Annotated in this window: 17 protein-coding genes; 13 read left to right on the forward strand and 4 right to left on the reverse strand. The window is 47.8% G+C overall.

Translation table 11 applies throughout. The annotated features are described in order from the left end of the window. Positions 1-173: 173 nt before the first annotated feature. The 7 genes from E3U44_RS10195 to E3U44_RS10225 all read left to right on the forward strand — a co-directional run bounded on the left by E3U44_RS10195 (position 174) and on the right by E3U44_RS10225 (position 6,097). Positions 174-746, forward strand: a complete 573-nt coding sequence (locus tag E3U44_RS10195; RefSeq protein WP_134358030.1) for a c-type cytochrome — start codon at positions 174-176, stop codon at positions 744-746. Positions 747-1,006: 260 nt separating this feature from the next. Then, positions 1,007-1,924: a hypothetical protein gene (locus tag E3U44_RS10200; RefSeq protein ID WP_240761376.1), complete on the forward strand. Its 918-nt coding sequence runs from the start codon at positions 1,007-1,009 to the stop codon at positions 1,922-1,924. Further along, the gene (locus E3U44_RS10205) at positions 1,914-2,312 is read left to right on the forward strand and encodes a hypothetical protein (RefSeq protein WP_134358032.1); all 399 of its coding nucleotides are present in this window, start codon (positions 1,914-1,916) and stop codon (positions 2,310-2,312) included. The genes E3U44_RS10200 and E3U44_RS10205 overlap by 11 nt, the downstream gene beginning before the upstream one ends. 42 nt (positions 2,313-2,354) lie before the next feature. Beyond that, on the forward strand, positions 2,355-2,981 hold the full coding sequence (gene coxB, locus E3U44_RS10210) for a cytochrome c oxidase subunit II (RefSeq protein ID WP_134358033.1): 627 nt from the start codon (positions 2,355-2,357) through the stop codon (positions 2,979-2,981). 137 nt (positions 2,982-3,118) lie between these two features. Further along, positions 3,119-4,726 (forward strand): cytochrome c oxidase subunit I, encoded by a 1,608-nt coding sequence (gene ctaD / locus E3U44_RS10215; RefSeq protein ID WP_134358034.1) that lies wholly within the window; start codon positions 3,119-3,121, stop codon positions 4,724-4,726. 85 nt (positions 4,727-4,811) lie between these two features. Further along, entirely contained in the window at positions 4,812-5,435 is a 624-nt protein-coding gene (locus E3U44_RS10220) for a cytochrome c oxidase subunit 3 family protein (protein ID WP_240761377.1), read from the forward strand. Next, positions 5,390-6,097 (forward strand): c-type cytochrome, encoded by a 708-nt coding sequence (locus E3U44_RS10225; protein WP_240761378.1) that lies wholly within the window; start codon positions 5,390-5,392, stop codon positions 6,095-6,097. Before E3U44_RS10220 ends, E3U44_RS10225 begins: the two co-directional genes overlap by 46 nt. A gap of 5 nt (positions 6,098-6,102) precedes the next feature. On the opposite strand, the gene E3U44_RS10230 is transcribed toward E3U44_RS10225, so the two are convergent. Then, positions 6,103-6,459: a hypothetical protein gene (locus tag E3U44_RS10230; RefSeq protein ID WP_134358036.1), complete on the reverse strand. Its 357-nt coding sequence runs from the start codon at positions 6,457-6,459 to the stop codon at positions 6,103-6,105. A 433-nt stretch (positions 6,460-6,892) separates the two neighbouring features. On the opposite strand from E3U44_RS10230, the gene E3U44_RS10235 reads away from it, so the two are divergent. Further along, positions 6,893-8,965, forward strand: coding sequence for a TonB-dependent receptor (locus E3U44_RS10235; protein WP_240761379.1), 2,073 nt, complete (start codon positions 6,893-6,895; stop codon positions 8,963-8,965). A gap of 11 nt (positions 8,966-8,976) precedes the next feature. Here E3U44_RS10235 and E3U44_RS10240 read toward each other — a convergent pair whose 3' ends face one another. Further along, complete coding sequence (locus tag E3U44_RS10240; protein WP_134358038.1) at positions 8,977-10,068, reverse strand: 3-deoxy-7-phosphoheptulonate synthase; 1,092 nt, start codon at positions 10,066-10,068, stop codon at positions 8,977-8,979. 81 nt (positions 10,069-10,149) lie between these two features. After that, positions 10,150-11,616, reverse strand: coding sequence for a sodium:proton antiporter NhaD (nhaD, locus tag E3U44_RS10245; protein ID WP_134358039.1), 1,467 nt, complete (start codon positions 11,614-11,616; stop codon positions 10,150-10,152). Positions 11,617-11,797: 181 nt separating this feature from the next. Between nhaD and E3U44_RS10250 the strand changes: the two genes are divergently transcribed. Beyond that, the gene (locus tag E3U44_RS10250; RefSeq protein ID WP_134358040.1) at positions 11,798-13,606 is read left to right on the forward strand and encodes a M61 family metallopeptidase; all 1,809 of its coding nucleotides are present in this window, start codon (positions 11,798-11,800) and stop codon (positions 13,604-13,606) included. A 210-nt stretch (positions 13,607-13,816) separates the two neighbouring features. Here E3U44_RS10250 and E3U44_RS10255 read toward each other — a convergent pair whose 3' ends face one another. Beyond that, positions 13,817-14,332 (reverse strand): adenine phosphoribosyltransferase, encoded by a 516-nt coding sequence (locus E3U44_RS10255; RefSeq protein WP_134358041.1) that lies wholly within the window; start codon positions 14,330-14,332, stop codon positions 13,817-13,819. Between the two features lie 48 nt (positions 14,333-14,380). On the opposite strand from E3U44_RS10255, the gene E3U44_RS10260 reads away from it, so the two are divergent. The 4 genes from E3U44_RS10260 (at position 14,381) to serC (ending at position 19,106) form a co-directional block, all read left to right on the forward strand. Beyond that, positions 14,381-14,665 carry a hypothetical protein gene (locus E3U44_RS10260; protein WP_134358042.1) on the forward strand — a complete coding sequence of 95 codons (285 nt, stop codon included), beginning with the start codon at positions 14,381-14,383 and terminating at the stop codon, positions 14,663-14,665. 5 nt (positions 14,666-14,670) lie between these two features. Then, positions 14,671-15,309 (forward strand): hypothetical protein, encoded by a 639-nt coding sequence (locus E3U44_RS10265; RefSeq protein ID WP_134358043.1) that lies wholly within the window; start codon positions 14,671-14,673, stop codon positions 15,307-15,309. 134 nt (positions 15,310-15,443) lie between these two features. Beyond that, positions 15,444-17,984, forward strand: a complete 2,541-nt coding sequence (gene gyrA, locus E3U44_RS10270; protein WP_134358044.1) for a DNA gyrase subunit A — start codon at positions 15,444-15,446, stop codon at positions 17,982-17,984. Between the two features lie 39 nt (positions 17,985-18,023). Then, entirely contained in the window at positions 18,024-19,106 is a 1,083-nt protein-coding gene (gene serC / locus E3U44_RS10275) for a 3-phosphoserine/phosphohydroxythreonine transaminase (RefSeq protein WP_134358045.1), read from the forward strand. Positions 19,107-19,118 lie beyond the last annotated feature (12 nt).

Below are 19,118 nucleotides of genomic sequence, written 5' to 3' on the forward strand. Positions count from 1 at the left end.
ACACAACATCAATTAGTGAAATCGCTGTTCAAGTCACATGAAAAATCAGCGAAGTTGATGTCGGTCATTTTTGCTTATTTTTAGAGGCACCCATAATTAAAAAAGGCTTATTTTACAAGCGTATTTTTTTTAGGGGGATTCCAAGCACATACCCTAAAATCATTGCGCTTGGTATGGGTGCTGTTCTGATTTATGGTTGCGAAAACGTCATGCGGGATATGTATGACCAGCCAAAATATAAGCCATTAGAGAAGAGCGAGTTTTTTCCCGATGAACAATCGGCTCGGCCATTGGTAGCCGGTACTATTGCGCGTGCTGCTGGAGGATTTGCCAGCCCATCCAGTGGCAGAGAGGGGATAAAGGAAATCTATACCGAAGCAAGGGAGATAGATCCGGTCCAGGGGGATATCCCTTTTCCTCTCACTCTTCAGATCTTACGGCGTGGACAGGAACGTTACAATATTTACTGTACTCCTTGCCATGGTATGGCGGGGTATGGCAATGGAAAGGTGGTGCGCCGTGGATTTCCCCCGCCGCCTTCTTATCATTCGGCACGATTGCGCAGCATACCGGATTCATATTTCTACAATGTCATAACACAAGGTTTTGGCCATATGTTCTCTCATGCTAATCGTGTAGAACCTCGAGATCGCTGGGCTATTGTAGCCTATATTCGTGCTCTGCAATTAAGCCAGAACATACAATTGTCGGAAAAACAGCGGCGCCAACTATTGGAAGTCCAATGATAAGAGATGCCTTTCCTCCTCTAATACGGCAAATCCAAAATATTGCTTTCCTAACCGGGGCAGTAGGGCTTGGTCTCTCGTTTATTGGGCTTTATCTCCAGCCTCAGCAGTTTTTTATTTCCTATCTCTTTGCCTATCTCTTTTGGATAGGGATTTCTTTGGGAGGGATGGTTATCGTTATGATCCATCATTTAACGGGCGGTGCTTGGGGATTTTTAATCCGCCGTCCTTTGGAGGCTGCAACTCGGGCACTCCCTCTTATGGTCTTATTATTTATTCCTCTTCTTTTTGGGTTATCCGATCTTTATATATGGACCCATCCTGAAGATGTCGCCCATAAGTCTGTATTACATGTAATACAGAAAAAGCAAGAGTATTTAAATATTCCTTTTTTTGCGGTTCGGGCAGTCATTTATTTTGTGATCTGGTTGGGCATTGCCTACTGGCTAAATAAATGGTCATCTGAACAAGATCAAAAAAATCAGCTAGAGCTTGTTTTGCGGCTCCAATATTTTAGTGCCATAGGTGCAATTTTATATACTTTAAGTATTACTTTTGCAGGGGTTGACTGGGTTATGTCTCTGGTACCGGGATGGTATTCAACAATCTTTGGCTTTCTCCTCGGGTCAGGACAAATGTTGTCTGCCATGGCCTTTGCGATCATTATTGCTGTATCTTTTTCTAAAACTAAGCCCTTATCCGCAATTTTTTTACCAGGCCGGCTTCATGATCTTGGCAATATTTTGCTTGCATTTATCTTGCTTTGGACTTATTTAGCCTTTATACAATATTTTATCATCTGGTCAGAAAATCTACCCCATGAAATTTCTTGGTATCTTCCCCGGGTAGGAAGTAGTTGGAAATGGCTAGGGATATTTTTAATTATCTTTCACTTTGCTGTGCCTTTTATAGTGCTCTTATCTCGGCGTGCTAAGCGTACCAATTCTATTCTTATGGGGGTTGCAGTTGCTGTTGTCATAGTCCATTTAGTGGATGCTTTTTGGCTGGTAGTGCCGTCGCTGCGTAGCCAGGGGTTCCAACTGTATTGGACTGATTTTACAGTGCCATTTGGCATCGGGGGTCTGTGGTTGGCTACTGTGCTTTGGCAACTCCAAAGAAAGCCGCTAGTACCGATCCAAGCCCCAGGTGCAGAGGAAGCAATGGAACATGGCAGGTAGTAATTTTGAACAGGCACGTCATCGGCATGAGTCCACAGATGTAAATGAACGCTCTATTGTTTGGGTGGCTTTTGGGATAATAGTAATACTTATTGTAAGCGGAATTATTGTTTTTGGTTTATTAATCTATTTTGGCGGGCACTGGCAAGGTACCCTCAGTGGACCGCAGCAGGTAGGCGAAAAGAAGAAAATTTTACCGCCACCTTATTTTCAAGGCCATCAAAACTTGCGGGAGGAAAAAGAAGACTTGTTATATAGTTATGGTTGGGTGAATAAAGAGAAGGGCATTGTGCATATACCTATTGAGCGGGCAATGAATTTTCTAATTGAAAGGAAGGCGCTAATCCATAGAGAAAAATCCCGTAAGCAAGTGCAGGAAAAAGAGTAAATAAAGAGGAAAGAATTTTTTAAAAATATATAAAGTAAATTTATGGAACGTTTTGCACCATTTTTGAAAGGGGCATCCAGCTTATCAGATTCTTTTGATGTCCTCTTCTTAGTACTGCTTTCGCTGTGCAGTGTGGTGGCTTTTAGCATTACTTTTTTGGCCATATTTTTTGCGATTAAATATCGCCATTCTTCTGGGGCGAATCGAGCCAAAATTCGTAAAGGAAGAGCAATAGAATTTGCTTGGATCTTTGTTCCCTTGGGGCTTTTCTTAGTCATTTTTGTCTGGGCCGCGAATCTTTATATAGAGATTTTTGCGCCACCTCAGGAAGATGCCGCCTTGAAGATCACGGTGGTCGGTAAACAGTGGATGTGGAAAGTACAGCATCCTGGAGGGAAGAGAGAAATTAATGAACTCCATGTGCCGCGTGGTGATACCGTGCAGCTTGATATGATTTCAAAAGATGTCATTCATAGTTTTTTTGTGCCGGCATTTCGCATTAAACATGATGTATTACCTCATGGCTCTATATCCATTTGGTTTCACCCTACAGAAACAGGAGAATATTATCTTTTTTGCGCTGAATATTGCGGGACGGGTCATTCTCGGATGGTAGGACGGATTATCGTTATGGAACCTTCTGCATATGCGCAGTGGTTACAGGAATGAAATACGCTCAAATAAAGGAAGTAACTAATTATTAAGAGGCAGCTTCTTTGTAGCTTATAGACGAATAGGCTATTCTTTGGCGGTGCCAGGAAGGCACTCTTATTTTTAATTGCTCATATTAAACAAAGGTCAGTTTCATGAATACAAATGCTGGGCCACAGCATAGAAGCTATATCGACGAAGGCTACAGTTTAAAATCTTGGCTGACAACTCATGACCACAAACGCATCGCCCTGCTTTATATGGTATCGATTACTCTATTCTTTTTTATTGGAGGGGCGGCAGCGACTATAATGCGCCTTGAGTTGGCTACTGCTCCGGGCGATCTGGTTACTTCACAAACTTATAACAAATTTTTTACAGCCCATGGCGTCATTATGGTATGGTTTTTTTTAATTCCTTCCATCCCCAACGTCATGGGAAACTTCCTCGTTCCCCTTATGATTGGGGCCCGCGATTTAGCCTTTCCACGACTCAACCTCGCCAGCTGGTATTTGTATACTTTGGGAGGGATATTTACTATTGGTGCGCTCATTGCCGGCGGTGTAGATACCGGTTGGACGTTCTACACTCCCTATAGCAGCATGTTTTCTAATACGAATGTAATAGCAGTTATTATTGGCGTATTTATTGTCGGATTTTCTTCTATTTTTACCGCAATTAATTTTATTGTCACTATTCATAAAATGCGGGCGCCTGGTCTGACCTGGTTTCGTTTACCATTATTTATTTGGGCCAATTATGCTACCAGTGTCATCATGGTAATGGCTACCCCTGTACTTGCAATGACCCTTTCATTAGTAGCCATTGAACGTATATTTCAGGTGGGAATTTTTGATCCTGCACTGGGGGGAGATCCATTATTATTCCAGCATCTGTTTTGGTTTTATTCCCATCCTGCTGTCTACATTATGGTTTTGCCTGCCATGGGGGTGGCTAGTGAAATCATTACTTGTTTTTCGAGGAAGCCCATTTTTGGTTACCGGTTTATGGCTTATGCCATTATAGGTATTGCAGTGATTGGCTTTTTGGTTTGGGGACATCATATGTTTGTCAGTGGTCAGTCCATGTATGCAGGAATGATGTTTTCACTCCTTAGTTTTCTAGTAGCCATTCCTTCTGCAATCAAAGTCTTTAATTGGACAGCTACCCTTTATAAGGGATCTATTTCCTTTGAAGCGCCGATGCTTTATGCCCTGGGTTTTGTCGGTCTATTTATGATGGGTGGTTTAACAGGTCTATTTTTAGCATCCTTAGCTTTGGATGTTCATTTGACGGATACCTATTTTGTTATTGCCCATTTTCATTACATTATGGTAGGTGGGTCAGTGATGGCTTATCTGGGGGGTATCCACTATTGGTGGCCCAAGATGAGTGGACGATTATATCCTGAAAACTGGGGGAGATTTGCGGCAATAGTTATTTTTGTTGGTTTTAATTTGACATTTTTCCCGCAATTTTTACTTGGCTATCTTGGTATGCCGCGGCGTTACCATCAATATCCAGAAGAATTACAATTGCTGAATGGTCTTTCTTCTGCGGGCGCAGCTGTTCTTGCTGTAGGGTATATATTGCCTCTTTTTTACTTATTATGGTCATTACGGTATGGAAAAGTCTCTGATAGCAACCCTTGGAAAGCAAAAGGACTGGAATGGAAAACCCCATCCCCCCCTATAAAGGGTAATTTTGAGGAAACCCCCATAGTGAAAGAAGAGGCCTATGCTTATTCTCCCCAAAAGAGTTAATTTTTAGGCCATTGGATGGTTAAAGTATTGGGTATCATCCGACTAATTTTTGCGGGTTTTGCTAATGGCAAATAATCGGGACCTTATGGCCGAACAATTTGATGATCCAAAGCAAGAGCATGAAGCATCTACTCTAGGGATGTGGGTGTTTCTGGGTACCGAAATTTTGTTTTTTGGCGTCTTATTTGCTGGCTATATAGTTTACCGTTTCATTTATCCGGAAGCTTTTGCCGAAGCAAGTAGGCATACTAATATAGTTCTTGGGACTATTAATACAGCTCTATTGCTAACGAGCAGTTTAACGATGGCATTAGCCGTGCGTAGTATCCAGCTTGGAAAAAACAGGTTAACAGCAGGGCTTTTGCTACTCACCAGCCTTTTAGGAATGATTTTTATTGGAATCAAGGGGTTTGAATATTATGAGGAATATAAAAAGCAACTTGTGCCCGGATTAAACTTTACCTATGAAGGGCCCCATGTACCACAAGTAAGACTCTTCTTTTATCTCTATTTTGTCATGACAGGTGTACACGCCCTGCACCTTATCATCGGCTCATTGGCAGCAATGACTATTGCTGTGATGGCCTGGCGTAAGTCCTTTTCTGCTCGTTATTTTACGCCAGTTGAGTTAACAGGATTGTACTGGCATTTTGTGGATATCATTTGGATATTTTTGTACCCCTTTCTCTATCTCGTTTCGCGGGCATGACTGACCAGAGCATCATTTCGTTAAAAACTTATTTGTTTGTATGGATAGCCTTGCTCCTTTTATTACTAGCGACTCTAGGTAGCGCCTATATTTTCTTAGGGTCTTTTAATATCGTCCTTAATTTTCTCATTGCAGTGGGTAAAGCGCTGCTGGTGCTAGCCTTCTTTATGCACTTAAAATATATTAGTTATTTAACCAGAATTTTTGCAGCAGCTGGATTTTTTTGGTTAGTTATTTTGTTTGGTCTCACGATGAGTGATTATAGTACTCGCTCTCAACTGATTCCTTCTGAAGAAATGGCTCACTTATACCCAGAAAAACCAACACAGCTCTCTTCTCAAACGAAGAGCAATACGTTTTCTTCAAAGGTTTCCAAAACCCCTCAAGCAGAGGCTAATGTTTCGCGTGGAAGGCAAGTTTATAACAAGACATGTTCTGCATGCCATGAAACAGGCGCCTTAGGCGCTCCCAAAATAGGAGATAAAATTGCTTGGAAAACTCGGGTTCAAAAAGGATTGGATGTTTTGGTTTTCCATGCTGTAAACGGTTTTAAAGCAATGCCTCCTAAGGGGGGGAATTCGGCGTTGGCCCAGAGCGACATTCGCAAGGGTATTATCTATATGCTAAATGAGTCTGGTGTTGAGCTAAAACAGATTAAATAAAAATTTTATCCTTGTTTTTTATTCTTTTTTTCCTTCCAGCGTTTTATAGCACGGTAAAAGAAAAGCTCTACTTTATCTAACAAAATAGCGACGCTTTTTAAGCGGCTAACAAGCAGGCTAAGTCCTATTAAGGTTAATATAAAACCTGGCACCCCTATAGGGGGAATAGAGATAAGGATTCCAAGGGCCACCAATACAATACCCAATGTTATATAAAAAGGAGATTCCCACGATTTTTCATTCTTTTGATTCTGTTGACGTTTATGATGTCTAGTAAAGCGCTTTCCAGGCTTATCATTCGTAAGCTGCGATACATCTTTTTTCCACTTTTGTTTCCATTCCTGTTTCCACTTCTGCAGCATATCCTTTGATTCCTTAAGTTAGGTCTGGTTGCTCCATCAATTCTTTCGGCTTGTATTTAAAATTCTACGAATTAATTCATAAAAGTGTAGTGTAGTCAGTACCTCAGTGAAAGTTTTGAAGTATTCCTGGAGTCAGGGGACAGGGAAGTCCCCGTCCCGATTCGCCGGGAGCGAATCGGGACATCCGGAGGAGGTCCCTTAGGGGGCGCGCCAGGGAGGGCGCGCATCAAACCTTTTTTAGGGAGGAAAAACGGGTTTGCGGAACACCACCGGCTCGCTCCTAGAACACCTCATATTTTATTCATAGGTACTTACTTTTATACTACCTCGTTGCTGACGAATTATGTTATGTTATAACATAATTTAATTATTATTGTCTTGCTAATGTTAAGGCTCCTCTATGGTGAAGTTGAGATTTTTATATGTCTTACTAATGACATTGCTCTTGTTACCCCCTGTTAAAGCGCAGCAAGTGGAAGAAGAAGTCATGAAGCTTGAAGCGGTGACTGTAACCGCCGATCCATTAGGTAGTACAGGAGAGCATATCGTGCAACCTACCTCCGTGTTGAAGGGGAAGGAGTTACTTATTAAGGACAAACGAAATATTGGAGAGGCCGTGGCTGGTGAAATAGGGGTGACCTCCAGCGATTTTGGTCCCGCTGTAGGACGCCCCATTATCCGAGGCTTGGGAGGGGCCCGCGTTCGCATATTGGAGGATGGCATCGGGACTTTAGATGTATCCAATATCAGCCCGGACCATGCAGTGGCTATCGAGCCCCTCTTTGCAGATCAGATTGAGATCTTCCGGGGACCGGCTACCTTGCTCTATGGCAGTGGTGCTAGCGGGGGATTGGTTAATATTGTCAACCGCCGCATTCTTGACTATGTACCCGAAGGCATCGAGGGAGATCTCTATGGCCACTATAATTCAGTGGCTGAGGATACTACTGGCGCTTTTCGCTTTAATGGAGGGATAGGTAACGTTGCGTTTCATGTGGATGGTCTCCTGCGGGATACGGATGACTATGACATTCCAGGATTTTCGGACATCCAGCCTGAACCCGGTGATCGAAGTGGAACGCTTGCAAACAGCGATATCCAGACCGAGAATTTTGCCGGCGGTTTTTCTCTGGTGGGGGACCAGGGTTTTCTAGGGTTTGCCATAAGCCGTTTCACCAATGAATATGGCGTCCCTGGAGGGCATGGACATGATGAGCATGAACATGAAGACGACGAAGGGGAGCACATAGAGGAAGCGGAACATGAACATGAAGAGGCGGAAGGTGGGGTACGTGTTGATCAAGCCCAGACCCGTTTCGACATTAAGGGAGCCCTCTACGAACCTTTACCGGGAATTCAAACCGTCAAAACTCGTTGGGGTTATAACGATCATACCCATAAAGAGTTCGAACCCTCCGGAGTGGCAAGCACGATTTTAGACAATAAAGAATGGGAAGGGCGGGTTGAATTCCTTCATGTGCCTTTTGGGCTATGGGATGGGGTCTTGGGACTTCAGTACCGCAACCGGGATCTTTCCACCTCGGGGGAGGAAGCCTTTGTGCCTTCTTCGCAGCTGGATTCCCTCAGTGTCTTTGTTTTAGAGAAGCGTGATTGGCAACACTGGCATTTTGAGGTGGGAGGACGGTTTGAGCACCAGGAGGCTGAGAGAGCCAGAGATAGGCAGCAAGTAAGCCATGATCTCTTTAACCTATCGGGCGGGGCTGTCTGGGAATTTTGGCAAGGTTATTCGGTCGGGGTTAATATTTCCCACTCTCAGCGCGCACCTGCACTGGAAGAGCTATTCTCGGAGGGCCCCCACCTGGCTACCAATACTTTTGAGATTGGGGATGCTTCCCTGGATAAGGAAATCTCCAATAATTTTGATCTCTCTTTCCGCAAAACCCATGGTCATTGGAATTGGACGTTGAATCTCTTCGCTAATTTCATCAATGATTTCATTTATTTACAGGAGAGAGATCAAAATGGCGATGGGATTGCCGATCGGGTCAACTTGGAAGGGGAATTGGTGATAGATCCGGATGCGCTGTTACTGGTGAATCAGAGGCAAGCGGATGCTGAGTTTTTCGGGGTTGAGTTCGAAACGGTGCTGGGTTTGTTTGATGACCGCCGGGGCAAATTGGATCTTCGTCTATGGACCGATTATGTCAGCGGTGAATTAAGTGAGGGTTCAAATCTACCCCGAATCACCCCCCTGCGCTTTGGAAGTGAACTGGATTATGAGCGGGGACCCTGGTACACCGGAATCAATATCATGCGGGTTCAAAGGCAAGAGGATACTGCATTGCTGGAGACGGAGACCAAGGGTTACAGCATGCTCAATATCCATATGGGGTACCGGCTTGCTATGGGGCCGGTGCAATATACCATTTTCTTGCGGGGCACCAATCTGTTAGATGAGGAAGCCCGGCGCCATACCTCATTTTTAAAGAATCAAGCCCCTCTACCGGGTCGCTCGGCGATGGTGGGAATAACGGCTACTTTCTAATATATCCATTCTTATAGATCCGAAATGGCCTGTTTCGCCAGCTTTGCTGTGCTCTGCCGCCGTTTCTGGATCGCCTTGGCAAATTCGCGGAGCAGTTGCTCGCTCTCTGCCCAACCCATGCAGGCATCGGTAATGCTTTGGCCATAGATGAGGGGGGTGTCGGGGATGACATCCTGGCGCCCTGCTACTAGGTGACTTTCAAGCATGACCCCCATAATACGCTTATCGCCCGCAGCAATCTGCTCTGCAATATTCCTTGCTACCAGAAATTGCTGTTTGGGATCCTTGCCGCTGTTGCCATGGCTACAATCAATCATCACTTGGGGCCGGAGTCCAGAGCGGGCCAGTTTACTCGCGGTCTCATTGATGCTTTCCGCATCATAGTTGGGTTTTTTCCCCCCCCGCAAAATGATATGGCAGTCGGGATTCCCGGTGGTTGAGAAAATAGCCGAATGGCCAGTCATGGTGAGAGAAAGAAAATGGTGGGGTTTGGAGGCCGAAATGATGGCGGCCATGGCTGCGTCTAGGCTGCCATTGGTGGCATTCTTAAATCCCACTGGGCAAGACAGGCCGGAGGCGAGTTCCCGGTGAACTTGGCTTTCAGTAGTGCGGGCGCCAATGGCACCCCAGGAAATAAGATCAGCCACATATTGCGGGCTGACCACATCCAAGTATTCGGTACCTGCCGGCACACCGGCTTTGGCAAGATCCAGCAAAAGTTTACGGGCTAGGCGCAAACCTTCGTTGATCTGGAAGCTGCCATCCAAATGGGGGTCGTTAATAAGCCCCTTCCAACCCACTGTAGAGCGGGGTTTTTCGAAATAGACCCGCATGACGATTAGTAGCTCATTGGCAAGCTCATCCATTAGCAGCTTGAGCCTTTTGGCGTAATCCCGCGCAGCCTGGGGATCATGGATGGAGCAGGGACCCACGATGACCAATAGGCGGTCGTCATTTTCGTCAAGCACCTGCTGAATGGCTTGCCGGGTCCGGTAAATCGTCTCTGAGGCCCCATTGGTGATAGGCAATTCTTCATGGAGCTGGGCCGGTGAGATAACTTCTTTAATGTCTTTAATTCTAAGATCTTCGGTAGGAAAATTCATAGTCAATAATTTCCGTCTCGATAAGCGCCCATATTTTACTTGGTGTCTAGTCCGATGGCGACCACTATGATCTGCAAAAGGTTACTGGAACAGTTCGGCATTGAGGATTAAATGGACCCAGATGCTAGCGGCATAGCCTAGCGCAATGGCCCAGATCCATTTTAAATGGGCAAAAAAGGTATAAATTCCTCGTGCCTGCCCCATCACTGCCACCCCTGCCGCTGAGCCGATGGAGAGCAGCGAGCCTCCAACGCCGGCGGTCAGAGTCACCAGCAACCATTGGCCATGGCCCATTTCCGGTTGCATGGAGAGCACGGCAAACATTACCGGGATATTGTCCACAATGGCGGAGAGTAGGCCTACCAGGATATTGGCGGTGGTAGGACCTAGATCCACATACATGAATTGGGAGCCTAGGGCCAGATAGCCAATGGCGCCTAACCCCCCCACGCAAAGGATAATGCCATAAAAAAACATCAGGGTGTCCCACTCAGCCCGTTCTAGCTGCTCAAAGATGTTGAAGGGCTTGGCAGGCCGGGGCTGCCCTTCAATTTCCAGTTTTCTGCCATTACGCCGGTCCATGCTGTTGCTCATAGCAGCTTGGTCGTGGAGCTTGAGATAATAGCCAAAGAACTTGAGCAGCCCAAGACCTGTCATCATCCCCAATACAGGAGGTAAGTGGAGGAAGTTGTGGAAAGAAACGGCCATGGCGATAGTGACCAGAAATAGGCCCACCACCACTAAAGCTCCCTTTTTTAGCTTCATGTGCTCATCCGAAGCAGGAGGGCGTACTTTGGGAATGGCAAATGCCATGAATACGGCGGGTACTAACCAATTGACCACGGACGGGACAAACAAGACGAAAAACTCGTGAAATTCTACAATACCTTTCTGCCATACCATGAGAGTGGTAATGTCGCCAAAAGGACTAAAAGCGCCTCCGGCGTTGGCTGCAACGACAATATTAATACAGGCGACTACCACAAAATGGCGATTGCTCCCCCCTACCGTCATGACCACTGTGGCCATTAACAGGGCGGTGGTGAGATTATCGGCAATTGGAGAGATAAAAAAGGCCAATAGGCCCGTGAGCCAAAAGATAGTGCGCAGAGTGAAGCCCTGTGAAACTAGCCAGGAACGTAGGACTGCAAACACCCTCCGTTCGGCCATGGTATTAATATAGGTCATGGCCGCCAACAAAAATAGGAAGAGCTCAGCAAACTCCAGTAAGTTATGGCGGAGGGCGTTTTCGACCATGCCAGGAGTACCATTTTGGGCCTCAATAGCGGCGATGAGTGCCCAGATGATACCTGCAGCGACAATGACTGGTTTGGATTTCCGTAAATGCAGCCGTTCCTCTAGGATCACTATTCCATAGGCAATCACGAAAATTAGCAGGGCGCTGTAACCGACCCAATGCTGGGTGAGGTCGAGGGTTGTATTGGCCTCGGCAGCGAAGCTCAATTGTGGCGCAATAGACAGCGCCAATACCATCCAAAGCGCTCGTATTCCCCATGGCAAATCAATTTGAGGAAAGGCTCGGTACATTGCTTATCCTTTAAATTTTGAAAATAAAATTGTGCAGGCCGATGATACCTTAGTCGAAATAGTTGTGTGTACCGTTAAGGATCGGTATGAAAGGCAACTTTTAAATGTATCTTAGCCCGTTGCCGAATTCTTAAGAGACTGTGTTAACTATTGTCCTATTGTTAAGCAAGGCGGTTTAGCGATGTCGTCAATTCATTATTGTATTATCCCTAAAAATCCCCAGGCCCATCTCTTCCAAGTGACCCTCACTGTCTCGGAACCTGATCCCAAGGGCCAGCGTTTATCTCTGCCTGCTTGGATCCCGGGCAGTTATTTGATCCGGGATTTTGCCAAGCATGTGGTCCAGCTTAGCGCCGAATCCCAGGGGCATCCCCTTCCCGTCCAAAAATTGGACAAATCCACCTGGCAATGCGCACCGAGCTTGGGGCCGCTAACGATTCGCTATCAAGTCTATGCTTGGGATAGTTCAGTGCGGACGGCCTATCTGGATACTTTCCATGCCTTTTTTAATGGCACCAGCGTCTTTCTTAGGGTAGAGGGGCAGGGCGAGCGAGCCTGCGTTGTCACCATTTTACCACCAGAAGGTGAGGTTTACCGCCACTGGCGAGTGGCCACCGCTTTGTCTCGGGCCGGTGCTGAGCCCTATGGGTTTGGTGACTATCAGGCGGGAGATTATGAGGAGTTGATTGATCATCCGGTGGAAATGGGGGAGTTCAGCTTGGCCACCTTTGAAGCCTGCGGTGTTCCCCATGATATCGCCGTCACTGGGCGCCACCGGGCCGATATGGACCGCCTGTGCCGGGATTTGAAAATCCTGTGCGAATACCATATCCGTTTCTTTGGCGAGCCTGCGCCCATGGACCGTTATGTCTTTTTGGTGACAGCCGTGGGTGAGGGGTATGGGGGGCTAGAGCACCGGGCTTCAAGCGCTTTGCTCTGCAATCGAAGTGACTTACCCTGGGCCGGGGAAACCGAGGTCGGGGAAGGATACCGGAATTTTCTCGGCTTATGTAGCCATGAATATTTTCATACCTGGAATGTCAAACGCATCAAGCCCGCCGCGTTTATGCCTTATGACCTTCAGGGCGAAAATTACACCCGCCTGCTTTGGATTTTTGAGGGAATCACCTCCTATTATGATGAGTTGGGGCTGGTGCGTTCGGGCCTGATCAGTCAGGAGAGTTATTTGGAGCTGTTGGGGCAGACGATTACCCGAGTGCTGAGAGGGTCAGGTCGGCTTAAGCAAAGTTTATCCGAATCCAGCTTTGAGGCCTGGACCAAGTTTTACCAGCAGGATGAAAATGCCCCCAACGCCATCGTTAGTTACTATACCAAAGGCGCTTTGGCGGCACTGGCTCTCGATTTGACTCTCCGACATGAAACCCAAGGGAAGTGTTCTTTAGATGAGGTGATGGGGGCACTGTGGGAGTCCTATGGTAAAACTAGCGTGGGGGTACCTGAAAATGGGTTAGAGCAGCTGGTGGCTGAAATCTCGGGGCTGGATTTAAGCCCTTTCTTTGAGGCGACGCTGCGAGGGACGGAAGACCTTTCCTTGAAAGCGCTATTGGCTAGTGTCGGAGTTAACTATGGGCTGCGTGCCTCAGAATCCAGCGAAGACAAAGGGGGTAACCCTGGCAAAGGGGAAACGCCCCGTACCATGCTGGGGGTTCGCCTGGTTGCTAATGGAAAAGAGGCCCAGATTAGCCATGTCTTTGATGGGGGGGCGGCTCAGTGGGCAGGGCTTTCAGCAGGGGATAGCCTCATTGCCGTGGATGGAATCAGGGTCACCGCCAGCAACCTGGACAAGCTTATCGAGACCTACCCGGTGGGGGCGACAGTCCTCATTCACGCTTTTCGGCGGGATGAATTGCGGGAATTTGAGGTTACTTTGAAGATGGCACCTGAAGATACCTGTGTGCTGACCCTTGAACAGGATGCCGATCCGGCTATCGTGGCGGCTCGGGAGGCTTGGTTGGGCGGCGTGTCCTAGCAGTAGTTTTAAAACAACTTTAGAGATGTGGCGCCGTTCTCCCGGATCCCAAGCCAATCCTAGAAACACGGCTTTGGCTGGGTTTTTCCAGACCGTTTTCTGGGGTCGCTTCTAGTGCCAGGCGAAGTTGAGAGGCTTTCCTGATAGAGCAAAGCCACAACGGGGGCTTTATGAATGCCTATTATATCCGGCAATAACGCTCCAAGCTGTTTAGTAGTGCAACAGAGAGTGGATGGTGTAATTAGATAGTTTTTCCCGCCCTTTGAGAAAGTCTAGTTCGATAACAAAGGCACAAGCCGCGATGGTAGCCCCTAGACTTTCCACTAAATCGCAACTAGCCTTGGCGGTGCCGCCGGTGGCCAGTAGGTCATCTACCAGCAAGACCTTGTCCCCTGGACCCAAGGAATCGGTATGGGCTTCCAAGCTGGCAGAGCCATATTCCAAATGATAGGAAATGCTTTGTACGTTATAGGGAAGTTTGCCAGGTTTGCGCAAGGGGACAAAGCCTACCCCTAATTCCCAGGCAACTAGGGCTCCAAAGATAAAGCCCCGGGCCTCCATTCCGCCTACTGCCGTGATATCCTGACCGAGAAAGGGATGGAAGAGTTGGTGCACCGCTAAGCGTAAAGCGGCAGGATCTCTGACCAAGGGGGTAATATCCTTAAAAAGGATACCGGGTTTGGGGAAATCAGGGATATCTCGGATTTTGCTTTTGAGCTGTTCCATCAATACTTCGCCTAAATAGCCTAGAAATCCATGAGGGAGGGACTTTATATGATTAAGGTTCAACAGACAAATGAAAGTGATCCGCTCGCTTTTACGGTCACCGTGACGGAGGGTTCAGGTAAGACAACCCATCAAGTTACTCTGTCACAAGGGACTTACCAAAAATTAACTGGAGCTAAGGTAAGCGCTTCGGATTGTGTTCAGGCCGCCTTCCAGTTTTTGCTGGAACGGGAACCGAAAGAAGCCATTCTCAGGCAGTTCGACATCACGGTCATTTCCCATTATTTTCCCAATTTTGAACGTGAGTTACCCCGCTATCTAGAGCGGCTTTAAATCCTATGGCCGGCGCTGTTCCTTTGGGTTATGTTGCGGGGGTGTTGGCCCTCGTACTTGGGGGGTGTACTTTCTTTGGCTTTGGCGGAGAGGATTCACCTAGAGGCTATACCTTGGAGGTCGAGCGGGCCCTGGAGCCGCCTTCAGCCCAAGCCCGGGAACGGGTGTTAGAAGTGGTGCCATTTCGGATTACCCCTCGCTATCGAGACCGGGTTTGGGTCTATCGAGGGGCGGATTCTTGGTATCCGGCTGAGGAGGAGCAAGCTTTTCTTCTTCCCCCCCAGGTGTTAGTAACCGAGCAGGTGAGTGACTATCTCAGACATTCAGGATTATTTGGTGCGGTGGTGGAAGGAGAGAGCCGATTACGGGTGACTCATCTTTTAGAAGGCGCGGTGACTGCCCTGTACGGTGATTTTAGTGATCCTAAGGCTCCACGGGCTGTGCTGGAAGTTCAATTCTTTTTAATTAATCCCCAGGTTGATCCCCCTAAGTCGTTGCTGCAAACAGGCTTTCGAACCGAATCGGAGATCTCCGAGGTCACCCCTCAAGCTCTTGTTCAGGGGTGGAACAAGGGCTTAGAGAGTATCTTGTGGAACTTTGAGAACGACTTACGCCGATTATTCAATAGTCCCTTGCAGGAATAGAAAAGGTCCCTGCTTTTGCCAGACTCTTCGGCATTTCTATAGTGCAATATGGTAAAATTCTCTAAAATTTAGAATTTTTTTACCTTTCACCCTCCCCAATTTTGGTTGGATCCTACGGAAACTGAAAGTCAACGATGGATGAAATAGCTCAGGAAGTCTTCCCAGTTAATATCGAAGATGAAATGAAGCAGTCATACCTCGATTACGCTATGAGCGTTATCGTAGGTAGAGCTTTGCCAGATGCCCGTGACGGCTTGAAACCCGTGCACCGTCGAGTCTTATATGCCATGCAAGAATTGGGCAATGATTGGAATAAGCCCTACAAAAAATCTGCTCGAGTGGTGGGTGATGTCATTGGTAAGTACCATCCCCATGGGGATGCGGCTGTTTATGATGCCATCGTGCGGATGGCCCAGCCTTTCTCCATGCGCTATCCGCTGGTAGATGGCCAGGGAAATTTCGGCTCCATTGACGGCGATCCTCCCGCTGCTATGCGTTATACCGAGGTGCGCATGGCAAAGATCGCCCATGAGTTGTTAGCCGATCTTAACAAAGAAACCGTCGATTTCGTTCCCAATTACGACGAGTCTGAGTATGAACCTGCTGTTCTCCCTACCCGCATCCCTAACTTATTGGCGAACGGTTCTTCAGGTATTGCCGTGGGCATGGCGACCAATATCCCACCCCATAATTTGGGTGAGGTGTTGAGTGCCTGTATCGCCCTTATTGATGAACCCTCCTTGGATATTGCGGGGGTGATGGCTCACATTCCGGGGCCCGACTTTCCCACCGCAGGGATCGTGAACGGTAGCCGTGGCATCCAAGAAGCCTATCTGACTGGACGGGGGCGGATCTTCGTGCGGGCCCGAACCCATGTAGAAACCGATGAAGCCAGCGGCAGACAAAGCATCATCGTCACTGAGTTGCCCTATATGGTCAATAAGGCTCGCTTGCTGGAAAAAATTGGCGAGCTGGTCAAGGAAAAGAAGATCGAGGGTATTGTGGGGCTGCGGGATGAATCAGACAAAGAGGGCATGCGTATGGTGGTGGAATTGCGCCGCAATGAAATGCCCGAAGTGGTGTTGAATCATCTTTATCTCCATACCCAATTGCAAACTGTCTTTGGCATTAATATGGTGGCCTTAGTGGATGGTCAGCCCCAGGTGCTTAACCTGAAGCTGGCTTTAGAGGCCTTTTTGCGACACCGCCAGGAGGTGGTAACTCGGCGCACGGTGTTTGAGCTGCGCAAAGCAAGGGAGCGGGCCCATGTTCTGGAAGGACTCGCCATTGCCTTGACCAACATTGATCCAGTGATTGCCCTCATTAAGGCCTCCTCAAGTCCTTCTGAGGCCCGTGATGCTTTGATAGCACACACCTGGCCGCCAGGTGTTGTGATCGATATGTTACAACGGGCGGGAGCTGAATCCTCCCGTCCTGAGGGCTTAGACGCCGCCTATGGGCTGCAAGAGGAGGGCTATCGGCTGTCCCCTGCTCAAGCCCAAGCCATTCTTGATATGCGCCTTCACCGTTTAACCGGTCTTGAGCAGGGCAAAATCATTGATGAATACCAGCAGGTCATAGAGCTTATCTCGGAATTGCTGGAAATTTTAGCCAATCCAGAACGGCTCATGGCGGTCATCCGGGAAGAATTAGTGGAGATGCGCCAGCAGTATGGCGAACAGCGCCGTACTGAAATTCAGTATAATCACGTGGATCTTCGTTTGGAAGATCTCATTCAAGAAGAAAATGTGGTGGTGACGCTCTCCCATAGTGGTTATGCCAAATACCAGGCCTTAGATGCTTACCGTTCCCAGAAGCGAGGGGGCAAGGGTAAGTCGGCTACGGCTATGAAAGAAGAAGATTTTATTGACAAGCTCTTTATCGCCAATACCCATGATACCCTGTTATGTTTCTCAAGCCGGGGTAAAGTGTATTGGAAAAAAGTCTATGAGCTGCCCCAGGGGACGCGGACAGCCCGAGGTAAACCCATCGTCAATCTCCTGCCCTTGGAGGAAGGAGAACGGATTAATACGGTGTTGCCTATCCGGGAATTTGAGGAGGGTAAATACGTCTTTATGGTGACGGCCTCGGGGGCAGTCAAGAAAACTTCCTTGGCCGTATTTTCTCGGCCCCGTCCCAGTGGCATTATTGCCCTAGAACTGCGTGAGGGAGATCAGTTGGTTGGAGCAGACCTTACCGATGGTGAGCAGGAAATCATGCTGTTTAGCTCGGGGGGGAAAGTGATTCGTTTTTCAGAGCAGAATGTGCGGCCTATGGGGCGTACTGCCCGCGGCGTTAAGGGTATGGAACTGCCACCAGAACACCGGGTTATTGCCCTTATCATTGCGGGGAGTGGTACCATTTTAACGGCAACCGAGTTGGGATATGGCAAGCGCACATCTATTGCTGAGTATCGTCTCCAGGGCCGAGGGGGGCAAGGGATCATCTCTATTCAGACGACCCCGCGGAATGGTCAAGTGGTGGGGGCGGTACAAGTGGAAGAAGAGGATGAAATCGTTTTGATTACCAATCGAGGTACGCTCATCCGTACCCCGGTGTGTGATATTTCTCTTATGGGGCGTAATACCCAGGGCGTCAAGCTGATTAACCTCCTAGAAGGTGAACGGTTAGTGGGTGTTGAGCGTATTGTCGAGGATGGAGAAGCTGCAATATAGCGAGGTCAGTGTGCAAGGGATATTAAAGAGGGTAAGAACATGACTCGGGTCTACAATTTCAGCGCTGGGCCGGCCATTCTGCCAGAAGAGGTCATGGAGCAGGCCCGGGATGAGATGCTTGATTGGCAAGGCACCGGGATGTCGGTGATGGAAATGAGCCACCGGGGCAAGCAATTTATGTCCATTGCCAAGCAGGCCGAAGCCGATTTCCGGGAGTTGTTGGCTATTCCTGATAATTATCAAGTTTTGTTTCTTCAGGGGGGAGCGACCAGTCAGTTTGCCATGGTGCCCATCAACCTGTTACAGGGCAACCAAAAGGCTGATTATGTCTGTACGGGACATTGGTCCAAAAAGGCCATTGCTGAAGGTCGTCGGTTTTGCGAGATCAATTTAGCGGCCAGCTCCGAGGAAAATGGATTTCAGCATATTCCTCCCCATCAGGAGTGGCATCTGGATCCAGGTGCGGCTTATGTTCACTATACGCCTAATGAAACCATCGCTGGGGTAGAGTTTCATTGGATCCCCGACACGGGAGAAGTACCTCTGGTGGCCGATATGTCTTCTACCCTTTTATCACGTCCTGTAGATGTCAGTCGCTTTGGAGTAATTTATGCAGGGGCGCAAAAGAATATCGGCTGCGCTGGTCTCACTGTGGTGATAGTGCGGGATGACTTGATAGGGCAGCCCCTCAAGAGTGCCCCTACCATGTTTGACTACCAAATACATAGGGACCATAACTCCATGTACAACACGCCTCCCACTTATGCCTGGTATATAGCCGGATTGGTCTTTGGCTGGTTAAAGCGGAAAGGGGGGTTGACTGCTATAGCGGAGGTGAACCGGGCTAAAGCGGATACGCTTTACCGTTTCATCGATAACAGTGACTTTTACTACAACCCGGTAGAACGAGCCTCCCGCTCCCGAATGAATATCCCTTTTATTCTGTCTGAACAGGGGCTTGATGGGGTTTTTCTCCAGCAAGCGGAAAAAGCCGGATTGACCAATCTTAAGGGGCACCGCTCGGTTGGGGGAATGCGTGCTAGCATCTACAATGCCATGCCCCAAGAAGGAGTCGAAGCTTTAGTAGAATTTATGAAAGAATTTGAACGTACCCGGACATAAAATGAATGTTTG

It is taken from the genome of Nitrosococcus wardiae (assembly GCF_004421105.1).
Classification (GTDB): Bacteria; Pseudomonadota; Gammaproteobacteria; order Nitrosococcales; family Nitrosococcaceae; genus Nitrosococcus; species Nitrosococcus wardiae.